At 73.4% G+C, this 18,663-nt stretch carries 24 protein-coding genes; 11 read left to right on the top strand and 13 right to left on the bottom strand.

Annotated features, from left to right (window positions below):
* Positions 1-144: 144 nt before the first annotated feature.
* From ACQPXS_RS04965 to ACQPXS_RS04975, 3 genes are all read right to left on the bottom strand, one after another.
* Positions 145-1,092 carry a DNA-3-methyladenine glycosylase family protein gene (locus tag ACQPXS_RS04965; protein WP_433447282.1) on the bottom strand — a complete coding sequence of 316 codons (948 nt, stop codon included), beginning with the start codon at positions 1,090-1,092 and terminating at the stop codon, positions 145-147.
* A gap of 63 nt (positions 1,093-1,155) precedes the next feature.
* Positions 1,156-1,824, bottom strand: a complete 669-nt coding sequence (locus ACQPXS_RS04970) for a hypothetical protein (protein ID WP_433447284.1) — start codon at positions 1,822-1,824, stop codon at positions 1,156-1,158.
* Positions 1,821-2,081, bottom strand: coding sequence for an SHOCT domain-containing protein (locus ACQPXS_RS04975; RefSeq protein ID WP_433447286.1), 261 nt, complete (start codon positions 2,079-2,081; stop codon positions 1,821-1,823). Before ACQPXS_RS04975 ends, ACQPXS_RS04970 begins: the two co-directional genes overlap by 4 nt.
* 199 nt (positions 2,082-2,280) lie before the next feature.
* Here ACQPXS_RS04975 and ACQPXS_RS04980 point away from each other — a divergent pair, with 199 nt between their 5' ends.
* From ACQPXS_RS04980 to ACQPXS_RS04990, 3 genes are read left to right on the top strand one after another with little or no spacing between them, the layout of a single operon-like run.
* The gene (locus ACQPXS_RS04980) at positions 2,281-3,645 is read left to right on the top strand and encodes a rhodanese-like domain-containing protein (RefSeq protein WP_433447288.1); all 1,365 of its coding nucleotides are present in this window, start codon (positions 2,281-2,283) and stop codon (positions 3,643-3,645) included.
* Between the two features lie 55 nt (positions 3,646-3,700).
* Entirely contained in the window at positions 3,701-4,093 is a 393-nt protein-coding gene (locus ACQPXS_RS04985) for a rhodanese-like domain-containing protein (protein ID WP_433447290.1), read from the top strand.
* Positions 4,090-4,839: a sulfite exporter TauE/SafE family protein gene (locus ACQPXS_RS04990; protein ID WP_433447292.1), complete on the top strand. Its 750-nt coding sequence runs from the start codon at positions 4,090-4,092 to the stop codon at positions 4,837-4,839. The genes ACQPXS_RS04985 and ACQPXS_RS04990 overlap by 4 nt, the downstream gene beginning before the upstream one ends.
* Positions 4,840-4,875: 36 nt before the next feature.
* Here ACQPXS_RS04990 and ACQPXS_RS04995 read toward each other — a convergent pair whose 3' ends face one another.
* On the bottom strand, positions 4,876-5,163 hold the full coding sequence (locus ACQPXS_RS04995) for a metal-sensitive transcriptional regulator (protein ID WP_323376122.1): 288 nt from the start codon (positions 5,161-5,163) through the stop codon (positions 4,876-4,878).
* 81 nt (positions 5,164-5,244) lie between these two features.
* Between ACQPXS_RS04995 and ACQPXS_RS05000 the strand changes: the two genes are divergently transcribed.
* Complete coding sequence (locus ACQPXS_RS05000) at positions 5,245-5,826, top strand: rhodanese-like domain-containing protein (protein ID WP_433447294.1); 582 nt, start codon at positions 5,245-5,247, stop codon at positions 5,824-5,826.
* A 37-nt stretch (positions 5,827-5,863) separates the two neighbouring features.
* Here ACQPXS_RS05000 and ACQPXS_RS05005 read toward each other — a convergent pair whose 3' ends face one another.
* Both ACQPXS_RS05005 and ACQPXS_RS05010 read right to left on the bottom strand, forming a co-directional pair.
* Positions 5,864-6,157 (bottom strand): hypothetical protein, encoded by a 294-nt coding sequence (locus ACQPXS_RS05005; protein WP_433447296.1) that lies wholly within the window; start codon positions 6,155-6,157, stop codon positions 5,864-5,866.
* Between the two features lie 251 nt (positions 6,158-6,408).
* A complete protein-coding gene (locus tag ACQPXS_RS05010; RefSeq protein ID WP_351801325.1) occupies positions 6,409-6,597 on the bottom strand; it encodes a hypothetical protein in 189 nt (62 codons plus the stop codon).
* A 187-nt stretch (positions 6,598-6,784) separates the two neighbouring features.
* On the opposite strand from ACQPXS_RS05010, the gene ACQPXS_RS05015 reads away from it, so the two are divergent.
* Positions 6,785-7,228 (top strand): universal stress protein, encoded by a 444-nt coding sequence (locus ACQPXS_RS05015; protein WP_433447298.1) that lies wholly within the window; start codon positions 6,785-6,787, stop codon positions 7,226-7,228.
* A gap of 31 nt (positions 7,229-7,259) precedes the next feature.
* Here the strand turns inward: ACQPXS_RS05015 and ACQPXS_RS05020 are convergent, their stop codons facing one another.
* The 3 genes from ACQPXS_RS05020 to ACQPXS_RS05030 form a co-directional block, all read right to left on the bottom strand.
* Positions 7,260-7,703 carry a CBS domain-containing protein gene (locus ACQPXS_RS05020; protein WP_433447300.1) on the bottom strand — a complete coding sequence of 148 codons (444 nt, stop codon included), beginning with the start codon at positions 7,701-7,703 and terminating at the stop codon, positions 7,260-7,262.
* A gap of 72 nt (positions 7,704-7,775) precedes the next feature.
* The gene (locus ACQPXS_RS05025; protein WP_351801329.1) at positions 7,776-8,660 is read right to left on the bottom strand and encodes a universal stress protein; all 885 of its coding nucleotides are present in this window, start codon (positions 8,658-8,660) and stop codon (positions 7,776-7,778) included.
* Entirely contained in the window at positions 8,644-8,775 is a 132-nt protein-coding gene (locus ACQPXS_RS05030; protein WP_356316134.1) for a hypothetical protein, read from the bottom strand. Before ACQPXS_RS05030 ends, ACQPXS_RS05025 begins: the two co-directional genes overlap by 17 nt.
* Positions 8,776-9,139: 364 nt before the next feature.
* Here ACQPXS_RS05030 and ACQPXS_RS05035 point away from each other — a divergent pair, with 364 nt between their 5' ends.
* Positions 9,140-9,544 carry an Hsp20/alpha crystallin family protein gene (locus ACQPXS_RS05035; RefSeq protein WP_433447303.1) on the top strand — a complete coding sequence of 135 codons (405 nt, stop codon included), beginning with the start codon at positions 9,140-9,142 and terminating at the stop codon, positions 9,542-9,544.
* 65 nt (positions 9,545-9,609) lie between these two features.
* Here ACQPXS_RS05035 and ACQPXS_RS05040 read toward each other — a convergent pair whose 3' ends face one another.
* Together ACQPXS_RS05040 and ACQPXS_RS05045 are read right to left on the bottom strand one after the other, a co-directional pair.
* Positions 9,610-10,311: a response regulator gene (locus ACQPXS_RS05040; protein ID WP_433447305.1), complete on the bottom strand. Its 702-nt coding sequence runs from the start codon at positions 10,309-10,311 to the stop codon at positions 9,610-9,612.
* Between the two features lie 80 nt (positions 10,312-10,391).
* Positions 10,392-11,066, bottom strand: coding sequence for a CBS domain-containing protein (locus tag ACQPXS_RS05045; protein ID WP_356316128.1), 675 nt, complete (start codon positions 11,064-11,066; stop codon positions 10,392-10,394).
* Between the two features lie 173 nt (positions 11,067-11,239).
* On the opposite strand from ACQPXS_RS05045, the gene ACQPXS_RS05050 reads away from it, so the two are divergent.
* Together ACQPXS_RS05050 and ACQPXS_RS05055 are read left to right on the top strand one after the other, a co-directional pair.
* Positions 11,240-12,145: a universal stress protein gene (locus ACQPXS_RS05050; RefSeq protein WP_433447307.1), complete on the top strand. Its 906-nt coding sequence runs from the start codon at positions 11,240-11,242 to the stop codon at positions 12,143-12,145.
* Between the two features lie 23 nt (positions 12,146-12,168).
* Positions 12,169-13,062 carry a universal stress protein gene (locus ACQPXS_RS05055; protein ID WP_433447309.1) on the top strand — a complete coding sequence of 298 codons (894 nt, stop codon included), beginning with the start codon at positions 12,169-12,171 and terminating at the stop codon, positions 13,060-13,062.
* A gap of 33 nt (positions 13,063-13,095) precedes the next feature.
* Here the strand turns inward: ACQPXS_RS05055 and ACQPXS_RS05060 are convergent, their stop codons facing one another.
* Together ACQPXS_RS05060 and ACQPXS_RS05065 are read right to left on the bottom strand one after the other, a co-directional pair.
* Positions 13,096-13,668 (bottom strand): Rv1733c family protein, encoded by a 573-nt coding sequence (locus tag ACQPXS_RS05060; protein WP_433447311.1) that lies wholly within the window; start codon positions 13,666-13,668, stop codon positions 13,096-13,098.
* An 8-nt stretch (positions 13,669-13,676) separates the two neighbouring features.
* On the bottom strand, positions 13,677-14,066 hold the full coding sequence (locus tag ACQPXS_RS05065) for an STAS domain-containing protein (RefSeq protein WP_433447313.1): 390 nt from the start codon (positions 14,064-14,066) through the stop codon (positions 13,677-13,679).
* Positions 14,067-14,318: 252 nt separating this feature from the next.
* On the opposite strand from ACQPXS_RS05065, the gene ACQPXS_RS05070 reads away from it, so the two are divergent.
* The 3 genes from ACQPXS_RS05070 to ACQPXS_RS05080 all read left to right on the top strand — a co-directional run bounded on the left by ACQPXS_RS05070 (position 14,319) and on the right by ACQPXS_RS05080 (position 18,566).
* On the top strand, positions 14,319-15,389 hold the full coding sequence (locus tag ACQPXS_RS05070) for a zinc-dependent alcohol dehydrogenase family protein (RefSeq protein ID WP_433447315.1): 1,071 nt from the start codon (positions 14,319-14,321) through the stop codon (positions 15,387-15,389).
* A gap of 607 nt (positions 15,390-15,996) precedes the next feature.
* Positions 15,997-17,718: a sensor histidine kinase gene (locus tag ACQPXS_RS05075; RefSeq protein ID WP_433447317.1), complete on the top strand. Its 1,722-nt coding sequence runs from the start codon at positions 15,997-15,999 to the stop codon at positions 17,716-17,718.
* A 146-nt stretch (positions 17,719-17,864) separates the two neighbouring features.
* Positions 17,865-18,566, top strand: a complete 702-nt coding sequence (locus tag ACQPXS_RS05080; protein ID WP_433447319.1) for a CBS domain-containing protein — start codon at positions 17,865-17,867, stop codon at positions 18,564-18,566.
* The last annotated feature ends 97 nt before the right edge of the window (positions 18,567-18,663 follow it).

Genomic DNA, 18,663 nt, shown 5'->3' on the forward strand with positions numbered 1-18,663 from the left:
GCCGGCTCAGGACTGAGGTCCACCCCGTTCAGCGTCCGTCCACCGCGGGGCGCCGGCCCGGTGACGAGCTCCGACTGGAGGTGCAGGACCACTCTTGGGGTACGGCGTCCACACCGTGCACCGGTACCCGACCGCCTCGCATTCTCAGTGCAGCGGCCCTCGCAGGGGTGCGCGGGGCGCCCGGCGCGGAGTCGTCCAGGTGTTGAGTTCGATCAGCCGGACGACCCGGTAGCGGTGGGGCCTGAAGGGCTCGTAGAACTCCTCGATCTCGTCGTCAGCCAGCGGCCGGCCGAGCAGGGCCATGCCGGTCATGCGGCCGAGGTGGTAGTCGCCCAGCGGCAGCGCATCGGCGTCGCCGAGAGCGCGGTGACCGACCTGGGCGGCCGTCCAGGTGCCGATCCCGGGCAGCTTCGCCATCAACTCGTACGCCCGGGCCGGGTCACCGGCGGCCCGGTCGAGCCGTGCGGCGTGGCGGGCGGTCTGGCTGACGGTGCGGGAGCGCTGCAGGTCGACGCCGGCCCGGCGCCATTCCCAGCTCGGGAGGTTCCGCCAGACCTCGGGTGAAGGCGGAACCCGCATGCCCACGGGCGCCGGACCGGGCGCCGGCTCTCCATGGGCCCGGACCAGGCGGGTGAAGGACGCGGCGGCGTCCAGGCCGATCACACGCTGTTCGATGATTGCCGGGACGATCGCTTCGAAGAGTCGCCCGGTGCACGGCACACGCAGGCCCGGCGTATGCCGGGAGGCGGCACGGAGCACCGGATGCCCGGGCCGGAACAGGTCGGGCCGGTCACCCGCGCCCAGCTCGGTACGGATGCCGTCGACGAGTTCGGCGGCCCCGGCTCCCCAGGCGTCGATGTCGAGATCGTCCAGGCGCCGCTGCCGGATGCGGTATGCCACCGGTCCGGAGCCGGTCAGCGCCGTGCGCCACAGGGTGCCGTCCGCCTCGACGCGGTGCGTGGGGTCGTCGGGTCCGCGGCGCAGACTCTCCAGGGTGAGCCGCGCGTCCACGGCGAAGCCGGGCTGCCAGTGCAGGGAGCGGTCGGGGGCTGGTGCATGTCCTGCCTGCGTGCGTGAGCGGGAGCCGGTCACGAAGACCATCCTGACGCCGACGGCGCGTCCGCTCGAATCGGCGTGTGCCGACACGCAGACCGATCACTTCGAGGAGGGGGTCGTGGCAGGCGCCGCTGGCACCGTGCGGTCGGGGGTCTCCCGCATCTGGAGGAAGCGGCCGTGCCAGGTGTGATACCAGACCGTGCCGGTGGTCGCGTTGACGGAGAGCATGCCGACGACGTGGTGATCGCGCAGGGTGTGCAGGGTGTAGTAGCCGGGGAACCGGTCCGCTTCGGCGGCGTGCAGACCGGTGTGGTGCCGGCTCAGCCACTGGTCGGCGATCCGTACCGCCTGGCCGGGCCCGACCGCCGGTGCGCCGGTCCGGTGGGGTGCGGGCATCATGCCGTAGACCGTGTTCCACATCATGGCCGGGCCGTACTCCGGGTGCACTGTGCCGCTGTGGGGGTTGATGAGGACTTCGGTGGCAGGCCGCCCGGCGCGGTCGAGGAGTTCGGCGTAGTAGCCGTTGCTGAACCGCATGACCTCACCGACGCGCAGGCCCCACCGGTCGGCGAAGCGCCCGGCGGCACGGTCCGCGTCGGCCATGCCGCGGACGGGGCCCGAGCGGGAGACGGCGCCCGTCATCACCCCCGGGCCCGGACGCCAGGGCCCGGAACCGACGCCCATGACCCACAAGAGCGAGGCGATGAGCGCGGCCACCGCGGCGACCAGCACCGCCAGGAAGACCCCCCGGCGCGCAGACCCGGTCATCGGGGCCCTGGCTTGTGAGCGGCGAGGCGTTGGCGGGCCTCGGTGTAGGTGTCCGCGTCGATCTCGCCCTTGGCGAAGCGCCGGTCGAGGATCTCCTCCGGCGTTTCTCGCGGTTCCGGAGCGCGGTGGGCGCTGTCGCCATGCGTGGCGGGGTGGTGCGCGAAGCGGATCCCCGCCCACACGGCGAGAGCGATCAGCGCGATCCACAGCAACGGCATGAAGGCCATCCACGCCCAGCCGCCATCCCAGTACATCATCGCAGCTCACCTGCCCAGGAGTCCTGCTCGGGTCCTGCTCCCACTGTCCCCCGGCGGCGGAGAACGGCGGCAGGGGCCCTTCGGCCTCATCGCAGGACCTGTCGGGCACCTCCGCACCCCGGGCTCAAATACCCCCGGGGGTACTCGTGCTACCGTCGACATATACCCCGGGGGGTAATCGCACCAGAAGGGAGTCCCCGTGTTCTTCGTCGACACGATCGAGGTGGCCGGGCTCGGCAACCGCAGCTATCTGGCGGGCGGCGAGCGGACGGCCGTGGTGGTCGACCCGCCCCGCGACATCGACCAGGTGATCGCCGCCGCCGCGCGGCGCGGGGTGCGGATCTCCCACGTCGTCGAGACACACCTCCACAACGACTACGTCACCGGCGGACTGGAGCTGGCCCGGGTCACGGGCGCCGGCTATCTGGTCCCCGCCGCGGCCCGGGTCTCGTACGAGCGCGTCCCGGTGCGCGACGGCGACCGCCACGAGATCGACGCCGGCGCCGGACTGGTGCTGCGCGCGATCGCGACGCCCGGCCACACCCCGCACCACACCTCGTACGCACTGGAGGAGGACGGCACGGCCGTCGCCGTGTTCACCGGCGGCTCACTGCTGATCGGCACCGTCGGCCGGCCCGACCTGGTCGAACCACGGCTGACGGAAGACCTCGCCCGGGCCCAGCACTCCTCCGCGCACCGTCTGGCCACCGAACTGCCGGACGACGCCACCGTGCTGCCCACGCACGGCTTCGGCAGCTTCTGCTCGGCCGGCCAGGCGGAGGGCACGTCCACCACGATCGGCAAGGAGAAGGCATCCAACGCGGCCCTGACCCGGGATGTGGACGGTTTCGTCGCCGAATTGCTCGCCGGTCTGGACGCCGTTCCCGCGTACTACGCCCACATGGGCCCGGCCAACGCCGCTGGACCCGCACCCCTCGACCTGACCCCGCCCGCCCTCGCGGACGCCGGCGAGATCGCCGGCCGGCTCGCCGCCGGGGAGTGGGTGGTAGACCTGCGCAACCGGGTCGCCTTCGCCGCAGGGCATGTCGCCGGCTCGCTCAACTTCGAGGCCGAGGGACAGCTCGCCACCTACCTGGCCTGGCTGATCCCGTGGGGCAAGCCGGTGACCCTGCTCGCCGAGTCCGCCGACCAACTCGCCGCCGCCCAGCGCGAGCTGGCCCGGGTCGGCATCGACCGCCCGGCCGCCGCGGCCACCGGAGACCCGGCGCGCTGGACACGGGAGGGCGAAGCCCTCGCCACCTTCCCGCGGGCCACGTTCGCCGACCTCGCGGAGCACCCCGGGGACGGCATCGTCGTCCTGGACGTCCGCCGGGACGCGGAGCGGGCGTCGGGCCATGTGCGGGGATCGGTCCACATCCCCGTCCACGCCCTGCACCGGCGCCTCGACGAGGTGCCCGCCGGGCAGGTGTGGGTGCACTGCGCCGGCGGCATGCGCGCCGCCATCGCCGCCTCCCTGCTGGACGCCGCGGGCCGTGACGTCGTCGCGGTCGACGACCGCTTCGACTCGGCCGAGCGGGCCGGGCTCACCGTCCGCACCCCGTGACGGCGTCCGCCGCACCACACCGCAGCCGAGAAGACGAACAGGAGCGAGAACCACGATGAGCCTCTTCGGACGCGGCCGGGGCGGCCCGGCGCGGGTGACCGCGCGGGAAGCCGCCGCCCGCACGGACCATCGGCAGACGGCCCGGACCAGCGGGGCCTCCGCCCTGTTGCTCGACGTGCGCGAAGCCGACGAGTGGCAGGCCGGCCACGCCCCCGGCGCCGTACACCTGCCCCTCACGGCGCTGGCCGCCGGAGCAGGGCTCCCGGCCGAGGCGCCGAAGCGGCCGGTCATCGTGATCTGCCGTTCGGGTCGCCGGTCCCTGAAGGCCGTCGAACTGCTGCAGGCCAGGGGTGTCGAGGCCGTCGACGTCATCGGCGGCATGCAGGAGTGGGCCGCGGCGGGCCTGCCGGTCGTGGACGCGCGGGGCGGGAACGGGACCGTCGCGTGAGCGCTGTGATACTCGCCCTGGTCGCCGGGGCCGTCATCGGCGTGGCGCTCGGCGCCCTGGGCGGCGGCGGCAGTGTGCTGTCCGTGCCCGCCCTGATCTACCTGCTCGGTTTCACCCCGGTCGCGGCCACCACGGCCAGTCTGGTGATCGTCACCGTCACCTCCGCCACCGCCCTGTCGGCGCACGCCCGCGACGGTCACGTCCGCTGGCGTACGGGGCTGCTGTTCGCGGCGGCCGGGATCGGCCCGGCCATGCTGGGCGGCGCGCTCGCCGGACGCGTGCCGGCGGCCGTGCTGACCGTGGCCTTCGCCGTGGTCGCGGCCGTCGCCGCGGTGCGCATGCTCAGGCCCCGCTCCGCATCGGACCACACGGTCCCTGTGCGGCCGGGCCGGGCGGCGGCCTCCGGTGCCGGACTGGGCGCGGTCACCGGCGTGCTCGGCGTGGGAGGCGGCTTCCTCGCCGTCCCCGCCCTGGTCGACGTCCTCGGCATGCGGATGCGAGCGGCCGTCGGCACCAGCCTGCTCGTCATCACCGTCAACTCGCTTGCGGCGCTGGCGATGCGCGCCGGCACGGCCGAGGGTCTGGACTGGTCCGTCATCGGGCCGTTCGCCGGAGCGGCGATCCTTGGCGCCTGGGACGGCAAGCGCCTGTCGGCGAAGCTGTCCGGGCACACCCTGCAACGCCTCTTCGCCCTCGTCCTACTGGCGGTGGCGGGCTTCATGCTGGTCGACGCGGTGGTGGCATGACCGCGCGACCGCGATCGCCCACGCCGGCGAGATCGCCTACGCCAGCGAGAGGAACAGCTTCTCCAGTCGCGCGCGCATCGCCTCGGTGTCCTCGCCGTTCTTGCGGCCCGACTCGATGTCGGCCACGCACTGCTGCAGGCCGGTGGCGATGATCGCGAAGCCGGCCCGGTCGAGGGCCCGCGAGGCGGCGGCCAGCTGCGTGATGACGTCCTCGCAGTCCCGCCCCTCCTCGATCATCCGGATCACGCCGGAGATCTGGCCCTGCGCACGCCGCAGCCGGTTCAGCACCGCCCTCAGGGACGCGCCCTCAAGCTCCAGTTCCACGATCACTCCTCGAAAAATACCCCTAGGGGTACTGTACGTCCCGGTTCGGGACGGCGGCGACCATCAAGGATCACATCTGCCATGACCACGACCCCCCTCACCCTCGACACCGACCAGGCTCACGCCCGGCTGGCCGAACTCACCGTCATCGACGTGCGCACCCCCGGCGAGTACGCCACCGGCCACCTGCCCGGTGCCCTCAACATCCCCCTGGACCGGATCCGGCGCGCGCTGCCCGAGATACGGCATGCCGCCGGGCGCGGCGTCATCCTCATGGTGTGTGCCTCGGGCGCCCGCTCGGAGAGCGCGGGCCGGCTCCTGGCCGCGGAGGGCATCCCCACGGCCACCCTCACCGGCGGCACCAGCGCCTGGGCCGACGCCGGACTCGACCTGCACCGGCCGGCCGCCTGCGACACCCGGGCCGGCTGGAGCATGGAGCGGCAGGTTCGCTTCACCGCGGGCACGGTCGTACTCCTGGGCCTGCTCCTCGGCCTGCTGGTGCATCCGGCCTTCCAGCTCCTCTCGGCCGGCATCGCGGGCGGCCTCGTCTTCTCGGCACTCACCGACACCTGCGGCATGGCCGTGGTGCTGGGCAAGCTGCCCCACAACCGCCCCCGCACGGCGGACCTCGCCGCGACCCTCGCCGCACTGCGCCGCGGCTGAGCGCCGGCGCCCCGGCAGAGGAAGGACGGCTCCCTCGTCAGGAACCGCTGTTCCGCGGCCGGGCACCGGCGGGCTGCTCGGCCGCACCGACCCGCTGAAGGAGCAGGCGGGCCAGACCGCGTGCCTCGTCCGGGGTGAGCGCCGCCCAGACTCCCGGTACGCCGCCCTGGTCCGCCCCCACGTCCAGGGCTATCCGGCTGACGGGCCGGTCCGGGTGTCCGAGGAGCAGGGACCGTACCTCGATCCTGCGTCCGCACCTCGTCACCAGAAGGATCTCCTCGCTACCGCTCTCCTCGGTACCGCAGAGCCGGTCCTCCGCTGCCGTCGCCATCGGTGTCACACTCCTCCGCCGCTCGCATCCGTCCCCAGCGGTCGCCACACCTGCGGCCGTTCATACCCGGTGGGGTATGAGGAACAGCGCTTCGCGCGCGGGAGTTGTTCCCGCTCGGTCCTCGGGCGTACGGCCCGCGGCGCCCGGACATCGGACCGTCGCGATGCCCCCACTGGTCGCGCGCGTCGACGGATCGGACCCGTGTCCGCTCGCGGTCCACGCGCCGCAGCCCGGGGCCTCCGTGGCCGTTCTCAGCCGAACAGACTGCGCACCCTGATCGTCTCCACGTGCCGCCACGAGCCGCCGGGCAGCAGCAGCCAGTCGCCCTTCGTCGACGAGGCCCGGCGTACGACGGCGGGCCGTGCCGCCCTGCGCGTCGGCAGCCGGGACCCACAGCCCTGTGCTCCGGCCTGCGGCCGGGCGAACGTCATCTTGCTCATGGCTCCTCCCGCGGCATGAAGCGCGGTACGTCACTCGCGTTCGCCTGCATGAGCACCCCCAAACATCTTCGTCCTTTTCTCAGCGGATCGCCCTCGGACGCGTTGCCCTGGCGAGATCGCGGGACCGCGTGCAGCGTGGAAACGAACGTGGCCGTTCGAAGGGGTGGGCCGTAGGAAGGTGGGACACATGGACAGGGATGCCTCCGAGCCCCGGGTGGTCGTCGGTGTCGACGGATCGCCGTCGTCGTACGACGCCCTGCGCTGGGCCGTCCGGTACGCGGGCCTGATCGGCGCCGTCGTGGACGCGGTCGCGGTGTGGGAGCTGCCAGGGCTCTACGGCTGGTCGGCGCCCGCCGTGGACAAGGACTTCGACCAGGACGAGGCCCGGCAGCGCGTGGAGAAGGAACTGACCGACGTGCTCGGCGCGGACGCGGCCGACTCGGTCCGCACCCATGTGGTGCACGGCAACCCCGCCGACGTGCTGCTGCGGGCCGCCGAGGGAGCCGAGGCCCTGGTCGTCGGCGGCCGGGGCAGGGGCGGGTTCGCCGCCGCCCTGCTCGGCTCGGTCAGCCGCCACGTGTCGCAGCACGCGAGCTGCCCGGTCGTGATCGTGCATCCCCACAAGCAGTGACCCGACGCCCGGCATCCGCCGCCCGGCCCGTTCAGGGCGCGTGCGAGGGCGGTCCCGGTGGTTCCCGCAGCACGCTCCAGGCGACCGGACCGAGCAGGTCGGCCAGCCGCCGGAAGACGTCCAGCAGGAGGTCGTCGATCGTCACCACACCCACCAGACGGTGTCCGTCCAGCACCGGCAGGCGGCGCACGCCGCTGCGGCGGAAGGTGCGATAGGCCGTCTGGACGTCGTCCGCGGCGTCCACGGTGACCACCTCCGCCGACATCACCGCGTCGACCGCTGCGGTCGGGGGCAGCCCGGCGCCCAGCCCGCGCACCGCTATGTCGCGGTCGGTGACGATGCCGCGCAGCGTCCCGTCCTCGACGACGAGGACGGAGCCCACGCCGGACCCGGACATCCTCCGGGTCACCTCGGTCAGGGTTTCGTGCGGTGGGACGGCCACCGCGGGAGCGGTCATCACCTCGGACACCTTCACGCGGCTTCTCCCTCGGGGGTGGCGCGGCGTCGCAGCCCGGGCCCGTCGCGCGCGGTTCGGGTACGCGGACGTTCAGGACCGCGTCGGCGGAACGACGAGGATGGGGCAGCGGGCGTAGTGCAGCACTCCCTGGCTGACCGAGCCCAGCAGCATCCCCGTGAAGCCACCGTGCCCTCGCGTGCCCACCACCAGGCCCAGTGCGTGGGAGGAGGCGTCGGTGAGCGCCTGCACCGGATGCCCGACGACCAGCTCGTGCCGCAGATCCACGTCGGGATAGCGGGCATGGCGGCCGGCCACGGTCTCCGAGAGCAGCCGCCGGCACTCCTGCTGGGCCCCGAACTCGTCGAAGATCCTCAGCAGTCCGGGCTGCCAGACATACAGTGCCCGCACCTCGGCGCCGCGCAGCGAAGCCTCCTCGAACGCCAGGTCCACGGCTGCGGCCGAGTGCTCGCTGCCGTCGACGCCCACGACGTAGAAGGCGGGTTCCTGGGAGACGTACTCGGCCGCTTCCGGGACGACGACCACCGGGCAGTGCGACCGGGCCATCAGCGGCAGGGCGACCGAGGCGGAGCCGAAGGCCTCCTGGGCCCGGCTGAGGTGCTGCGAGCCCAGCACGACGGCCGTGGCGGTGCGGCTCTCCTCGCCCAGCACCCACGCGGGGTCGCCTTCGGCGAGTACGGCGTCCACCTCGACCTCGGGATGCCGCATCGCGATGAAGTCCACGGCTTCGGCGAGGACCTGCTTGCCGCTCCGGTGCAGCCCCTCGTTCCACTCCTCCCAGGACGGCGGGACGTCCGGCCCGCGTTCCCCCCTGGTCGGCACGCCCTCGGCGCGGACCGGCCGCAGCGGCACCCGCCGGCGGGCCGCCTCGTCGGCCGCCCAGGCCAGCGCCGTCCGCCGGGCGGGATCGGTCTCCACACCGACCACGATCGGCCGGCGCTCACTCGGCACGGACATGATCGCCTCCAGCCGGGAAGTACGGGGTGACTCGTCCGCCGTCGGACCGGCGCTCGTCGTGGGCCACGTCGCCGGCCGTGGTGTCGCTTCGCTCGGGCGGTGCGGGCGTGGTCATGGTCCTCGCCTCCTTGCCGCGGTGGCGCGCTCTGTGCCGCCGCAGGCCCGTTCCGGGGTCCTGCCGCGGCGATCCCGTTCCATGCAAGTCGCGCACCGTGCGGGGTGCCAGGGGCCGTTGGTCCCTGCCTCGGGCGGGTCGGCCTCATCGGCGGCCGGAGTCCGCACCTCGGTGGCCCGGCCCCTCCAGCGCCCGTGATGCACCGCCCGGACCGGATCGCGGGGCCGTTTCCTCGCCGCCAGTGTGACCTCGCCCGGAACGGGCAAATAGGACTTTGAGACCCATGACATGGGCTGTTCGGCCTCAACACGGGAACGCCGGGCGCGGTGCACTGGAATCAGGCGAAGACCGAGGAGGTACGGCCATGGGCACACTCACCCGCATGCAGAGGATCCCCTTCCCGGACATGCCGGAGTGGTTCGAGACCATTCCGAGCAAGTTCGCGATGTCCTCTGTCCGCATCGAGGACTACACGGAGAACGACCGTTACGTCATGCGAGCCGAGCTTCCGGGCATGTCCCCCGAGAACATCGACGTCGTCATCGGCGACGGGGTGCTCACGGTGAAGGCCGAGCGCGCCGAACGGGACGTGGACAAGAACCACAGCGAGATCCGGTACGGCACGATGAGCCGCAGTGTGACGCTGCCGCCCGGCGCCGACGAGGACGACGTCACGGCCGACTACACCGACGGCATGCTGACGGTCAGCGTCGGTCTGAGCTCCGAGAAGGCCGAGGCCAGGCACGTCCAGGTCAGGCACGGCAGCTGATCCGTCCGTTCACGCACCGGCGGGCTCCTTGCGGGCACGCCGGTGCACGGCGCTGCGCGGGAATCTCAGCGGTCCGGGCCCTCCCCGGAGTTCCGCGGCTCCAGGTGGGACGCGAGGACCGCCGCCTGGACCCGGCGCTGGACTCCCAGCTTCGCCAGCATCCGCGAGATGTGGTTCTTGACGGTCTTCTCCGACAGGTACAGCCGCTTGCCGATCTCGCGGTTGGTGAGACCGTCGCCGATCAGGGCGAGGATGTCGCGCTCGCGCGGTGACAGGCTCGCCAGCTCGGCCGGCACCGACGAGGTCTGCGCCGGGTCGGTGCGCAGGGAGCGCATCAGGCGGGCCGTGGTCGCCGGGTCGAGCATGGACTGTCCCGAGGCGACGGTACGCACGGCGGAGACGAGATCGGAGCCCTTGATCTGCTTCAGCACATAGCCGGATGCTCCGGCCATGATGGCGTCCAGCAGGGCGTCCTCGTCGTCGAACGACGTCAGCATCAGACACGCCAGCTCCGGCATCCGGCTGCGCAGCTCCCGGCACACCGAGATGCCGTCCCCGTCCGGAAGCCGCACGTCGAGCACGGCGACGTGCGGACACAGCGCGGGCGCGCGGGTGAGCGCGTGCTCGGCGGTGTCCGCGTCACCGACCACGCGGATGTCCGGTTCGGCGTCGAGCAGGTCGGCCAGGCCGCGGCGTACGACCTCGTGGTCGTCCAGCAGGAACACCCGGATCGGATGGTGCTCCGTGAAGGTGTGTGTCTCGGTCATGACGACCTCTCGTTGCCCGGGGGAAAACCGAATGCGGGCCGCCCACGAGGCCGATCATCCGTCCGGCGGTGCCGTACGGACTAGGGCCGAGCGGCCCCAGTCACCCCGTGGTCGTCGTGTGCGAGGTCGAACCGCACGTCCACCACGCCTTCCACGGCCCGCACCAGGCGCGCGGCCACCGGGACCAGGGCGGTGTCGCGGATCCGGCCCGTCAGCGTGACGACCGCGTCGTGCACGTCCACCTGGATGGCCGAGCTCGGCGGCGGGAAGAGGTACGACACGATCTCGCGCCGGACCTCCTCGGCGATGTCCTCGTCGTCGCGCATGAAGACCTTGAGCAGGTCGGCGCGGCTGACGATGCCCGCCAGCAGTCCGGCCGCGTCCACCACGGGCAGCCTCTTGACGCCCTCGCGCGCCATGATGCGCGCGGCTTCGGCGAGGGTGGCGTTCGCCCGGACCGTGACGGCGGGCGACGACATGAGGTGCTCCGCGGTGAGGGCGCCCGCCTTCGCCAGGTCGACCGGCTGGCGCAACTGGAGGTAGCCGGCCTGCGGCTCGTCCCGCAGTTCCTCCGTGGGCAGCAGGTCTGCCTCGGAGACCACGCCGACCACCCGGCCCTCGCCCTCGATCACGGGCAGGGCGCTGACCTGCCAGTCCTGCAGCAGCCGCACGATCTCCTTGAAGGGGGCGTGGCGCCCCACGGCGGCGACCGTCTGGGTCATGACATCGCTGACGATGTGCGGGGTGCCGTCCATGGTGACCTCCCGTACGGCCGTGGCGGCCGGTCCGTTCCCAGCATGTGCCGGTGCCGGAGACCCGGCCAGGGGCCACCGGTCCCCGCGGTGGGCCGTTCGGCTCTCCGCCCGTCCGGATCCACGCTGTGGCGCCATGCTGGACAGTGGACGCGTCGTGCCGGGAGGTGGAAACGATGACCCGAACGGTCACGGTTGGTCTCGACGGGTCGCCCGAGAGCCGGGCCGCGGCCGAATGGGCGGCGCGCGAAGCAGCGTTGCGCGGCCTGCCGCTGAAGATCGTCCACGTCTGGCAGCCGGTGCCGCAGCCGGTGGCCCAGACCCCGCTGATCGGTGGCGAGACCCGGCAGCGCTGGACCGAGGAGGTCTCCCGTGAGGCCGCCGAAGGGCTGCGGCTGCGTCATCCCGGCGTCGGGGTCGTCACCGACCGGCTCACCGGGAGTCCGGTCGACGCCCTGACCGAGGCGGCCGACTCCGCCGAGCTGATGGTGCTGGGTTCACGCGGCTTCGGCGGGATCACCGGCTTCGTGGTCGGCTCGGTCAGCCTGGCCGTCCTCGCCCACGCCGAACGTCCTGTGGTGCTGGTCCGCGCCGGGGAGCAGGCCGCCGACGAGCACAAGGCGGACCCGGCGGGCGTACCGTCCGCCGCGGCCCCCTTCCGGCCCGTCGTCCTCGGCCTCGACCTCGGCACCCCCGACGAGACGCTGCTCGGGTTCGCCTTCGACGCCGCAGCCCGCCGCGGCGCGTCCCTCCGGGTCGTGCACGGCTGGAGCGGGCCGCCCACCTCCTTCCACCGCTTCCACGGTGACGCCGGGCTCCACGACGAGCTCGCCCGCGGGCAGGCCAAGGCCCTGACCGAACTACTGCGCTCCTGGCGGCAGAAGTTCCCGGACGTGGAAGTGATCGAGGCGAGCCGGTGCGGCAGCGCCGCGCAGGTTCTCGTGGACGCCTCCCGCGAGGCCTCCCTGGTCGTCGTGGGCCGGCGCGTCCGCACCAGCCCGCTCGGCGCCCACATCGGCCACGTCGCGCACGCCGTGCTGCACCATGTCGTGGCCCCGGTCGCCGTGGTTCCGCACGACTGATTCCCGAGGGAGCGGTGAGCACGATGGACCTTCCGATCGTCGTCGGCATCGACGGTTCCGGCCCGAGCCTGCGGGCCGTCGACTGGGCGGCCGACGAGGCCGCCCTGCGCGGGGCCCCGCTCCGGCTGGTGTACGCCTCCCTCTGGGATCGCTACGAAGGCGCCCTGCTCGCGCAGGAACTCGACAAGCCGCTGGAGGAGGTGATGGCCCGGGATGTCGTCGGTGCGGCCGAGGAGCGCGCCCGGCGACGCCGGCCGGAACTGCGGATCACCACCGATGTGCTGCCCGAGGACCCGGAGTACGGACTCGTACGGGAGAGCGGTACCGCCCTCGCCGTGGTGCTGGGGTGTCGTGGCCGCAGCGGCATGGCCGAGGCGCTGCTCGGTTCCGTCAGCCTCTCGGTCGCCGCGCACGCGCACTGCCCGGCGATCGTGCTGCGCGACGGCCCCGACGACCGGGCCCGCACCGGCATCCGGGGGCGGATCGCGCTGGGGGTGGGCCGCGACCCGGCCGGCTCGGCAGGCTCGGCCGCCGTACGGTTCGCCGTCGAGGAGGCGGCTTTGCACGGGGCCCGCCTGGAAGCCGTACGGGCCTGGCGGCGGCCGGGGCACGCGGGTCACCGTCCCCCTGACGTCGTCCAACCGGACGCCCAGCTCACAGGCGAGCCGGCACAGCAGCAGGCCGTCGAGGTGCTGGAGCAGGCCCTGCGGGACGCACCGGCCGAGCTGCGGGTGGACCGCCGCACCGTCGAGGGCCATGCCCGCGACGCCCTGGTCGCCGTCTCCCGCGAAGCCGACCTGCTCGTCGTCGGCGCCCGGCGCAGGCACGCTCACTTCGGCCTCCAACTCGGCCGCGTCGCCCACGGGGTGCTGCACCACGCGGCCTGCCCGGTGGCCGTCGTACCGGAACCCGCCTGACCTTCCCGGCCCGCACACCGCCGCCGGTCCGTGTCAGCCCGACCCGCGGCCCCAGCGGGGCTCCACCCGGTCCCACTCCCGGTCCCAGCGGGCCATGCGCCGCCGGTCGAGCCACGCGCGTCCGAGCGCTCCTGCCCCGTACACCGGGGCGGCGACGGCCAGGGCGGCCGCTGCGCCGAAGAGGCCGGCCTCGATCGCGCCCTCGGTGGGGTTCGTCGGCTTGGCGGGGGCGAGGCCGCCCCGGTCGTCCTGCCAGACCACCACCCGGGCGCCGGCCTTCAGACCGCTGTCGACGAGCGTGGCACCGGTACGGTCGATGCCGTCCGGTGCGGTCCAGCGCACCGTCGCCCGGACCAGGCCGTCCACCGGCCAGGCGGCCGTGCTGTCTTGTGGTGCGTCGGCGAGCAGTACGGCACGGACGGGATGCCGGTGGGCGCGCTGCGCCGCGAAGACGTCCCCGGCTGCGCGTGCGGTCAGCACCCCGGCAACGGTCCCGCCGACCACGACCACGATCCAGACGGCGAGGACGAGCCACGCCTCCACGGCGTCCTCGCGTCGCCACAGCGGATTGCCGCGCCGACGCCACAGCCCCGGCTTCGCGTTCATCACGCCGCTCAGCCCTGGGACCCCGGCAGCGGATGAGGGAGTCGGGTGTGCACCTCGAAGACGTTCCCCAGCCCGGTGACCAGCAGCATGCGCCGGAGGCTCGCACTCTCCGTGATCAGCCGCAGCCGGCCCTGGCGGGCCAGCGTCCGGTTGCGGGCGCGGCACAGGACCCCGAGTCCGGCGCAGTCGATGAACGTGACGGGCCGCAGGTCGAGTACGAGGTCGAGCTCGTGGCGGGTGGTGAGCGCGTCGAGCCGTAGCGACAGCGCGGGGGCGGTCAGCACGTCCATCACGCCGTGCAGGGACACGACGGTCGCTCCGCCGGCCACGCGGTGGGCCAGATGCACTTCCTGTGCGGTGTCGTGCTCTGCCACGTGCGCCGAGTCGTTCTCGGACATGACACGAGCGAACCCGGCGTTCCGGGCGGAGCGGTAGGGCCATCCGGCCCAGACTGCGGGTCCGTACGGGTCACTGCCCGGCTCGCTACGGCCGCGGACCCCGATGGGCACCGTCCGGCCGCGGGCGAGGGCCGGACGGCCCAAGCGGCACCGCTGCCTTGCCGAGGAAGCTGAAGGCGCGGGCCGTTCCGGCGCCGTGCCCCGGAAACGCGTTCCCGCGGCGGACCGACGACGAGGCGACGAGGAGCTGCCATGAAGGGCTTCGTGTTCCACGGTCCGGGGCAGGCGTCCTGGCAGGACGTCCCGGACCCCGCCGTCAAGGAACCCACCGACGTCATCGTGCAGGTCGGCGCCGTGACCATCTGCGGGACGGATCTGCACATCCTCAAGGGCGACGTGCCCGAGGTCCGCTCCGGCACGGTGCTCGGGCACGAGGCGGTCGGCGAGATCGTCGAGGTCGGCGGCGACGTGCGCACCGTACGCCCCGGGGACCGGGTGCTGATCTCCTGCATCACCTCGTGCGGCCGGTGCCGGTTCTGCCGGGACGGCTCGTACGGCCAGTGCAGGGGCGGCGGAGGCTGGGTCCTCGGCCACCTGATCGACGGCACGCAGGCCGAGTACGTCCGCGTGCCCTGCGCCGACCTCTCCGTGCATCCGCTGCCCGCCACCGTTGCCGACGAGGACGCCGTGCTGTTCGCGGACATCTTCCCGACCTCCTACGAGGTCGGCGTCCTCAACGGGCACGTGCGTCCCGGCGACACCGTAGCCATCGTCGGCGCCGGACCCATCGGACTCGCGGCCGTCGCCACGGCGCGCCTGGTCGCCCCGGAACGGATCATCTCGGTCGACCTGGCACCGGCCCGGCTGGAGGCCGCCCGGCGGCTCGGTGCCGACGCCGTCGCCGACGTCCGCGAGGAACCCGGCCAGCTGGTCGCCGATCTGACCGACGGGCTCGGCGCGGACGTGGTCATGGAGGCGGTGGGTGTCCCGGAGAGCTTCGAGCTGTGCACCCGCATGGTCCGCCCCGGCGGGCACGTGGCCAACATCGGGGTGCACGGCAAGCCCGTCACGCTGCACCTCGAAGACCTCTGGATCAAGAACGTGACCATCACGACCGGCCTGGTGGACACCTCCTCCACGCCCACCCTGCTGCGGATGGCCGCCGCCGGCCGGCTGCCGACCCGGCAACTGGTCACCCACACCTTCCCGCTGGACCACATGGAGGAGGCCTACGACGTCTTCTCCCAGGCCGCCGAGACCGGCGCGCTCAAGATCGTCCTCGGCGTCGAGCAGCACGCGGAAGTGGCCGTTCCCGCGGCCTGACGCAGAAGCGGCACGACGGCCACGGCCGAACGGACGACCGCGCACGCGTCGACCGGGGCACCGCCTGCCGATCCGGACCACCGCCTGGCCGCCCGGCGCACACCGCTCAGCGAGCAGGCGTGCAGCGCTCCTTGGGCGGGCGGAGCGCGTGCGGTGTGGGTGCGCAGCGAGCCCCGGACGGTGACGGGGCGTCGGATCACGGTCCGAGAGCGGCTGGGGGCCGCTGCGGCGGGTGGCGGTCAACCACGCACCGGCGCAGGCGAGTTCGGCCGGACCGGTGCCCGGGCGGGCGCAGCCGAGATGGCGTCTGCCCGGTACGCGTGCGTGGCTGTCTTCTCGGCGAGGGGCACGGTGTCGCGGTGCCTGCCCGAGCGCACGGACAGCAGCAGGGGATCGTCCGGCAGGCTCAGCCGGGCCGTCCAGGCCGGGTCGGTGCTCTTGCCGCCGAGCCCGGGCGGGCCGGTCGGCCGAGGCGCCGGTGCACGGCGTGGCCGGCGCGCGCCCGGCGATCGGTTGCCGGATCGCCTCTCCGCCCGGGCCTGGAGGGGATACCGTGTGAGAAACCCATCGGTTCGACGCCAGGTGCTGATGGGAACTGGAGGACCTGGTGGACGGTACGGAGGAACCCCGCGTACGCGTGCCGCAGCTGAAGCTCGACGAGCTGCTGGAGGAGCTGCAGGCCCGGATCAACGCGGTGCGTGGCACGCAGGACCGTGTGCACAGTCTGCTGGAGGCCGTCCTCTCCGTCGGCCGGGAGCTGGACGTGGAGCAGGTCCTGCACTCCATCGTGGAGGCCGCCGCGGTGCTCGTGGACGCCGCGTACGCAGCCCTCGGCGTCATCGGGCCGGACGGCACCACGTTGTCCGCCTTCCACACGGTGGGGTTCACCGAGGGGCAGATCGCGGCGATCGGGCCCTTCCCGGAGGGCCACGGCATCCTCGGCGAGCTGATCCGGCACCCGCAGCCGCTGCGGATCCCCGAGATCTCCCAGCACCACGCCTCGTACGGCTTTCCGCCGGGCCACCCGCCGATGAAGAGCTTTCTCGGGGTCCCGATCCGGGTCCGCGACCAGGTCTTCGGCAATCTCTACCTGACCGAGAAGCGCGGCGGCGTGGAGTTCGACGAGGAGGACGAGTCCGTGCTGTCCACGCTGGCCGTGGCCGCCGGCGTGGCCATCGACAACGCGCGCCTGTACGAGGACGCACGGTTGCGCGAGCGCTGGCAGCGGGCGAACGCGGAAATCAGCCACAGCCTGATGTCCGGCTCCGACCGGGCCGAGTCCCTGGGCCTGATCGCCGAGCGGGCCCGGGAGATCTCGGGCTCGGCCCTGGCGGCGGTCGCCATGCCCATGGAGGGCACGAAGTCGCTCACCGTGGAGATCGCCGTCGGCGTGGACGCGGAGGCACACCGGGGACTGGTGCTGCCCATGGGCGAAAGCCTCATGGGGCTGGCGTACACCGCGACCGCGCCGGTCACCAGCGGCGATGTCATCCACGACGCGCGGATCACCTCTGAGCCGCCGCGCTTCGAGGGGCTCGGCCCCGCCGTGGCCGTCCCGATCGGCACGGGTGAGAGCGGAGTGCGGGGCGTGGTCCTGGTGGCCCGCGAAGCCGACGGGCCGGTCTTCCTCCAGAAGGAGACCGAGTTGCTCCAGGGGTTCGCCGCCCAGGCCGCGATCGCGATGGAGCTGGCCGACCGCAGGCAGGACGCGCAGCAGATCGCGCTGCTGGAGGACCGCGACCGCATCGCCCGTGACCTGCACGACCTCGCCATCCAACGGCTGTTCGCCACCGGGATGACCCTGCAGAGCGCGGGCCGTTTCATCGAGCATCCCGAGGCCTCCGAGCGGGTGCTGCGGGCCGTGGACGACCTCGACGAGACCATCAAGATCATCAGGTCGACGATCTTCGGGCTGCGGGCCCGCACGGGCACCGCCGGGAGCGGTCTGCGGGCGAGGGTCGTCCGCGCGACCGGCGAGGCCACCCCCGTGCTGGGCTTCGCCCCCAGCGTGCGCATGGAAGGCCTGGTCGACACCGATGTGCCGCCCGAGACCGCCGAGCACGTCGTGGCCGTGCTGACCGAGGCCCTCATCAACATCGCCCGGCACGCGCACGCCGACCGGGCCCAGGTGGTCCTCACGGCCGACGGCCGCGAGGTGCGCCTGAGGGTCTCGGACAACGGCGTGGGCATCCCCTCCGGCGGCCGGCGCAGTGGACTGCTCAACATGGCCGACCGGGCGGAGGACCTCGGCGGAGGGTTCGAGGTGACCAGCCCGGAGGGAGGCGGCACCGCACTCGACTGGCACGTCCCGCTGCCCGACGCCGAGTAGGCCGCGTCCGTCCCCGGCACCCTCGCCGCGGCAAGCGCAGGGCCGACGGGGCACGCGATCGGGACCACTCGGCCCATGGCCCGCACGGATCCGCCGCCGCAGCCTGAAGGTGTCCGACGACGGCACCCACGCCTCTGGAGGAGGCCATGAACGGCACTCCGGCCCTCGTGAACGACGTGATGACGCACCGGGTCGTCGCCCTGCGCGCCGGGGCGACCTTCAAGGACATCGTGAAGGTCATGCGTGAGTGGCAGGTCAGCGCCCTGCCGGTGCTGGACGACGCCGGCCGTGTCGTCGGCGTGGTGTCCGAAGGCGATCTGCTGGCCAAGGAGGAGTACCAGGACGGTGACATCGGCCGGTACGGGCGGGTTCGCCATCCCGCCGAGGTCCGCAAGGCGGACGCCGTGACCGCGGCCGAGCTGATGACCTCCCCGGCCGTGACCGTGGCAGCCGACGCCACGCCGGCCGAGGCCGCGCGTGTCATGGCCCGCGCAAGGGTCAAGCGGCTGCCGGTCGTCGGCCGTGACGGCAGGCTCCGTGGCATCGTCAGCCGCTCCGACCTGCTGAAGGTCTTTCTGCGGGACGACGAGGACATCGCGGAGGAGGTCCGGCGCGAGGTCGTCGTGCGCCTCTTCGGCCCGCACACCACCACCGTCCGGGTCGAGGTGCGCGACGGTGTCGTCACCCTGGCCGGCGGGGTGCGTGAGACGGCCCTGATCCCGCTCGCGGCGCGGCTCGCGCGGGCCGTGGCGGGTGTGGTGGACGTGCGGTGCGCACTGGCCGGGCCGCCCCGCCGTCCGGACCTCGACCCCGACCTCCCCGAGCCCCACAGGGCGCACACGCCCTGACAGACGGCGTCGGGCGCACCAGGAACCTGAACGGAGGGCGGGGCTGAACCCGCCCAGTGAATACGGCCGTTGGCAGACGGCCGCATTCACTGGGCGC

This window comes from Streptomyces sp. CA-142005 (genome assembly GCF_050942335.1).
Taxonomy (GTDB): domain Bacteria; phylum Actinomycetota; class Actinomycetes; order Streptomycetales; family Streptomycetaceae; genus Streptomyces.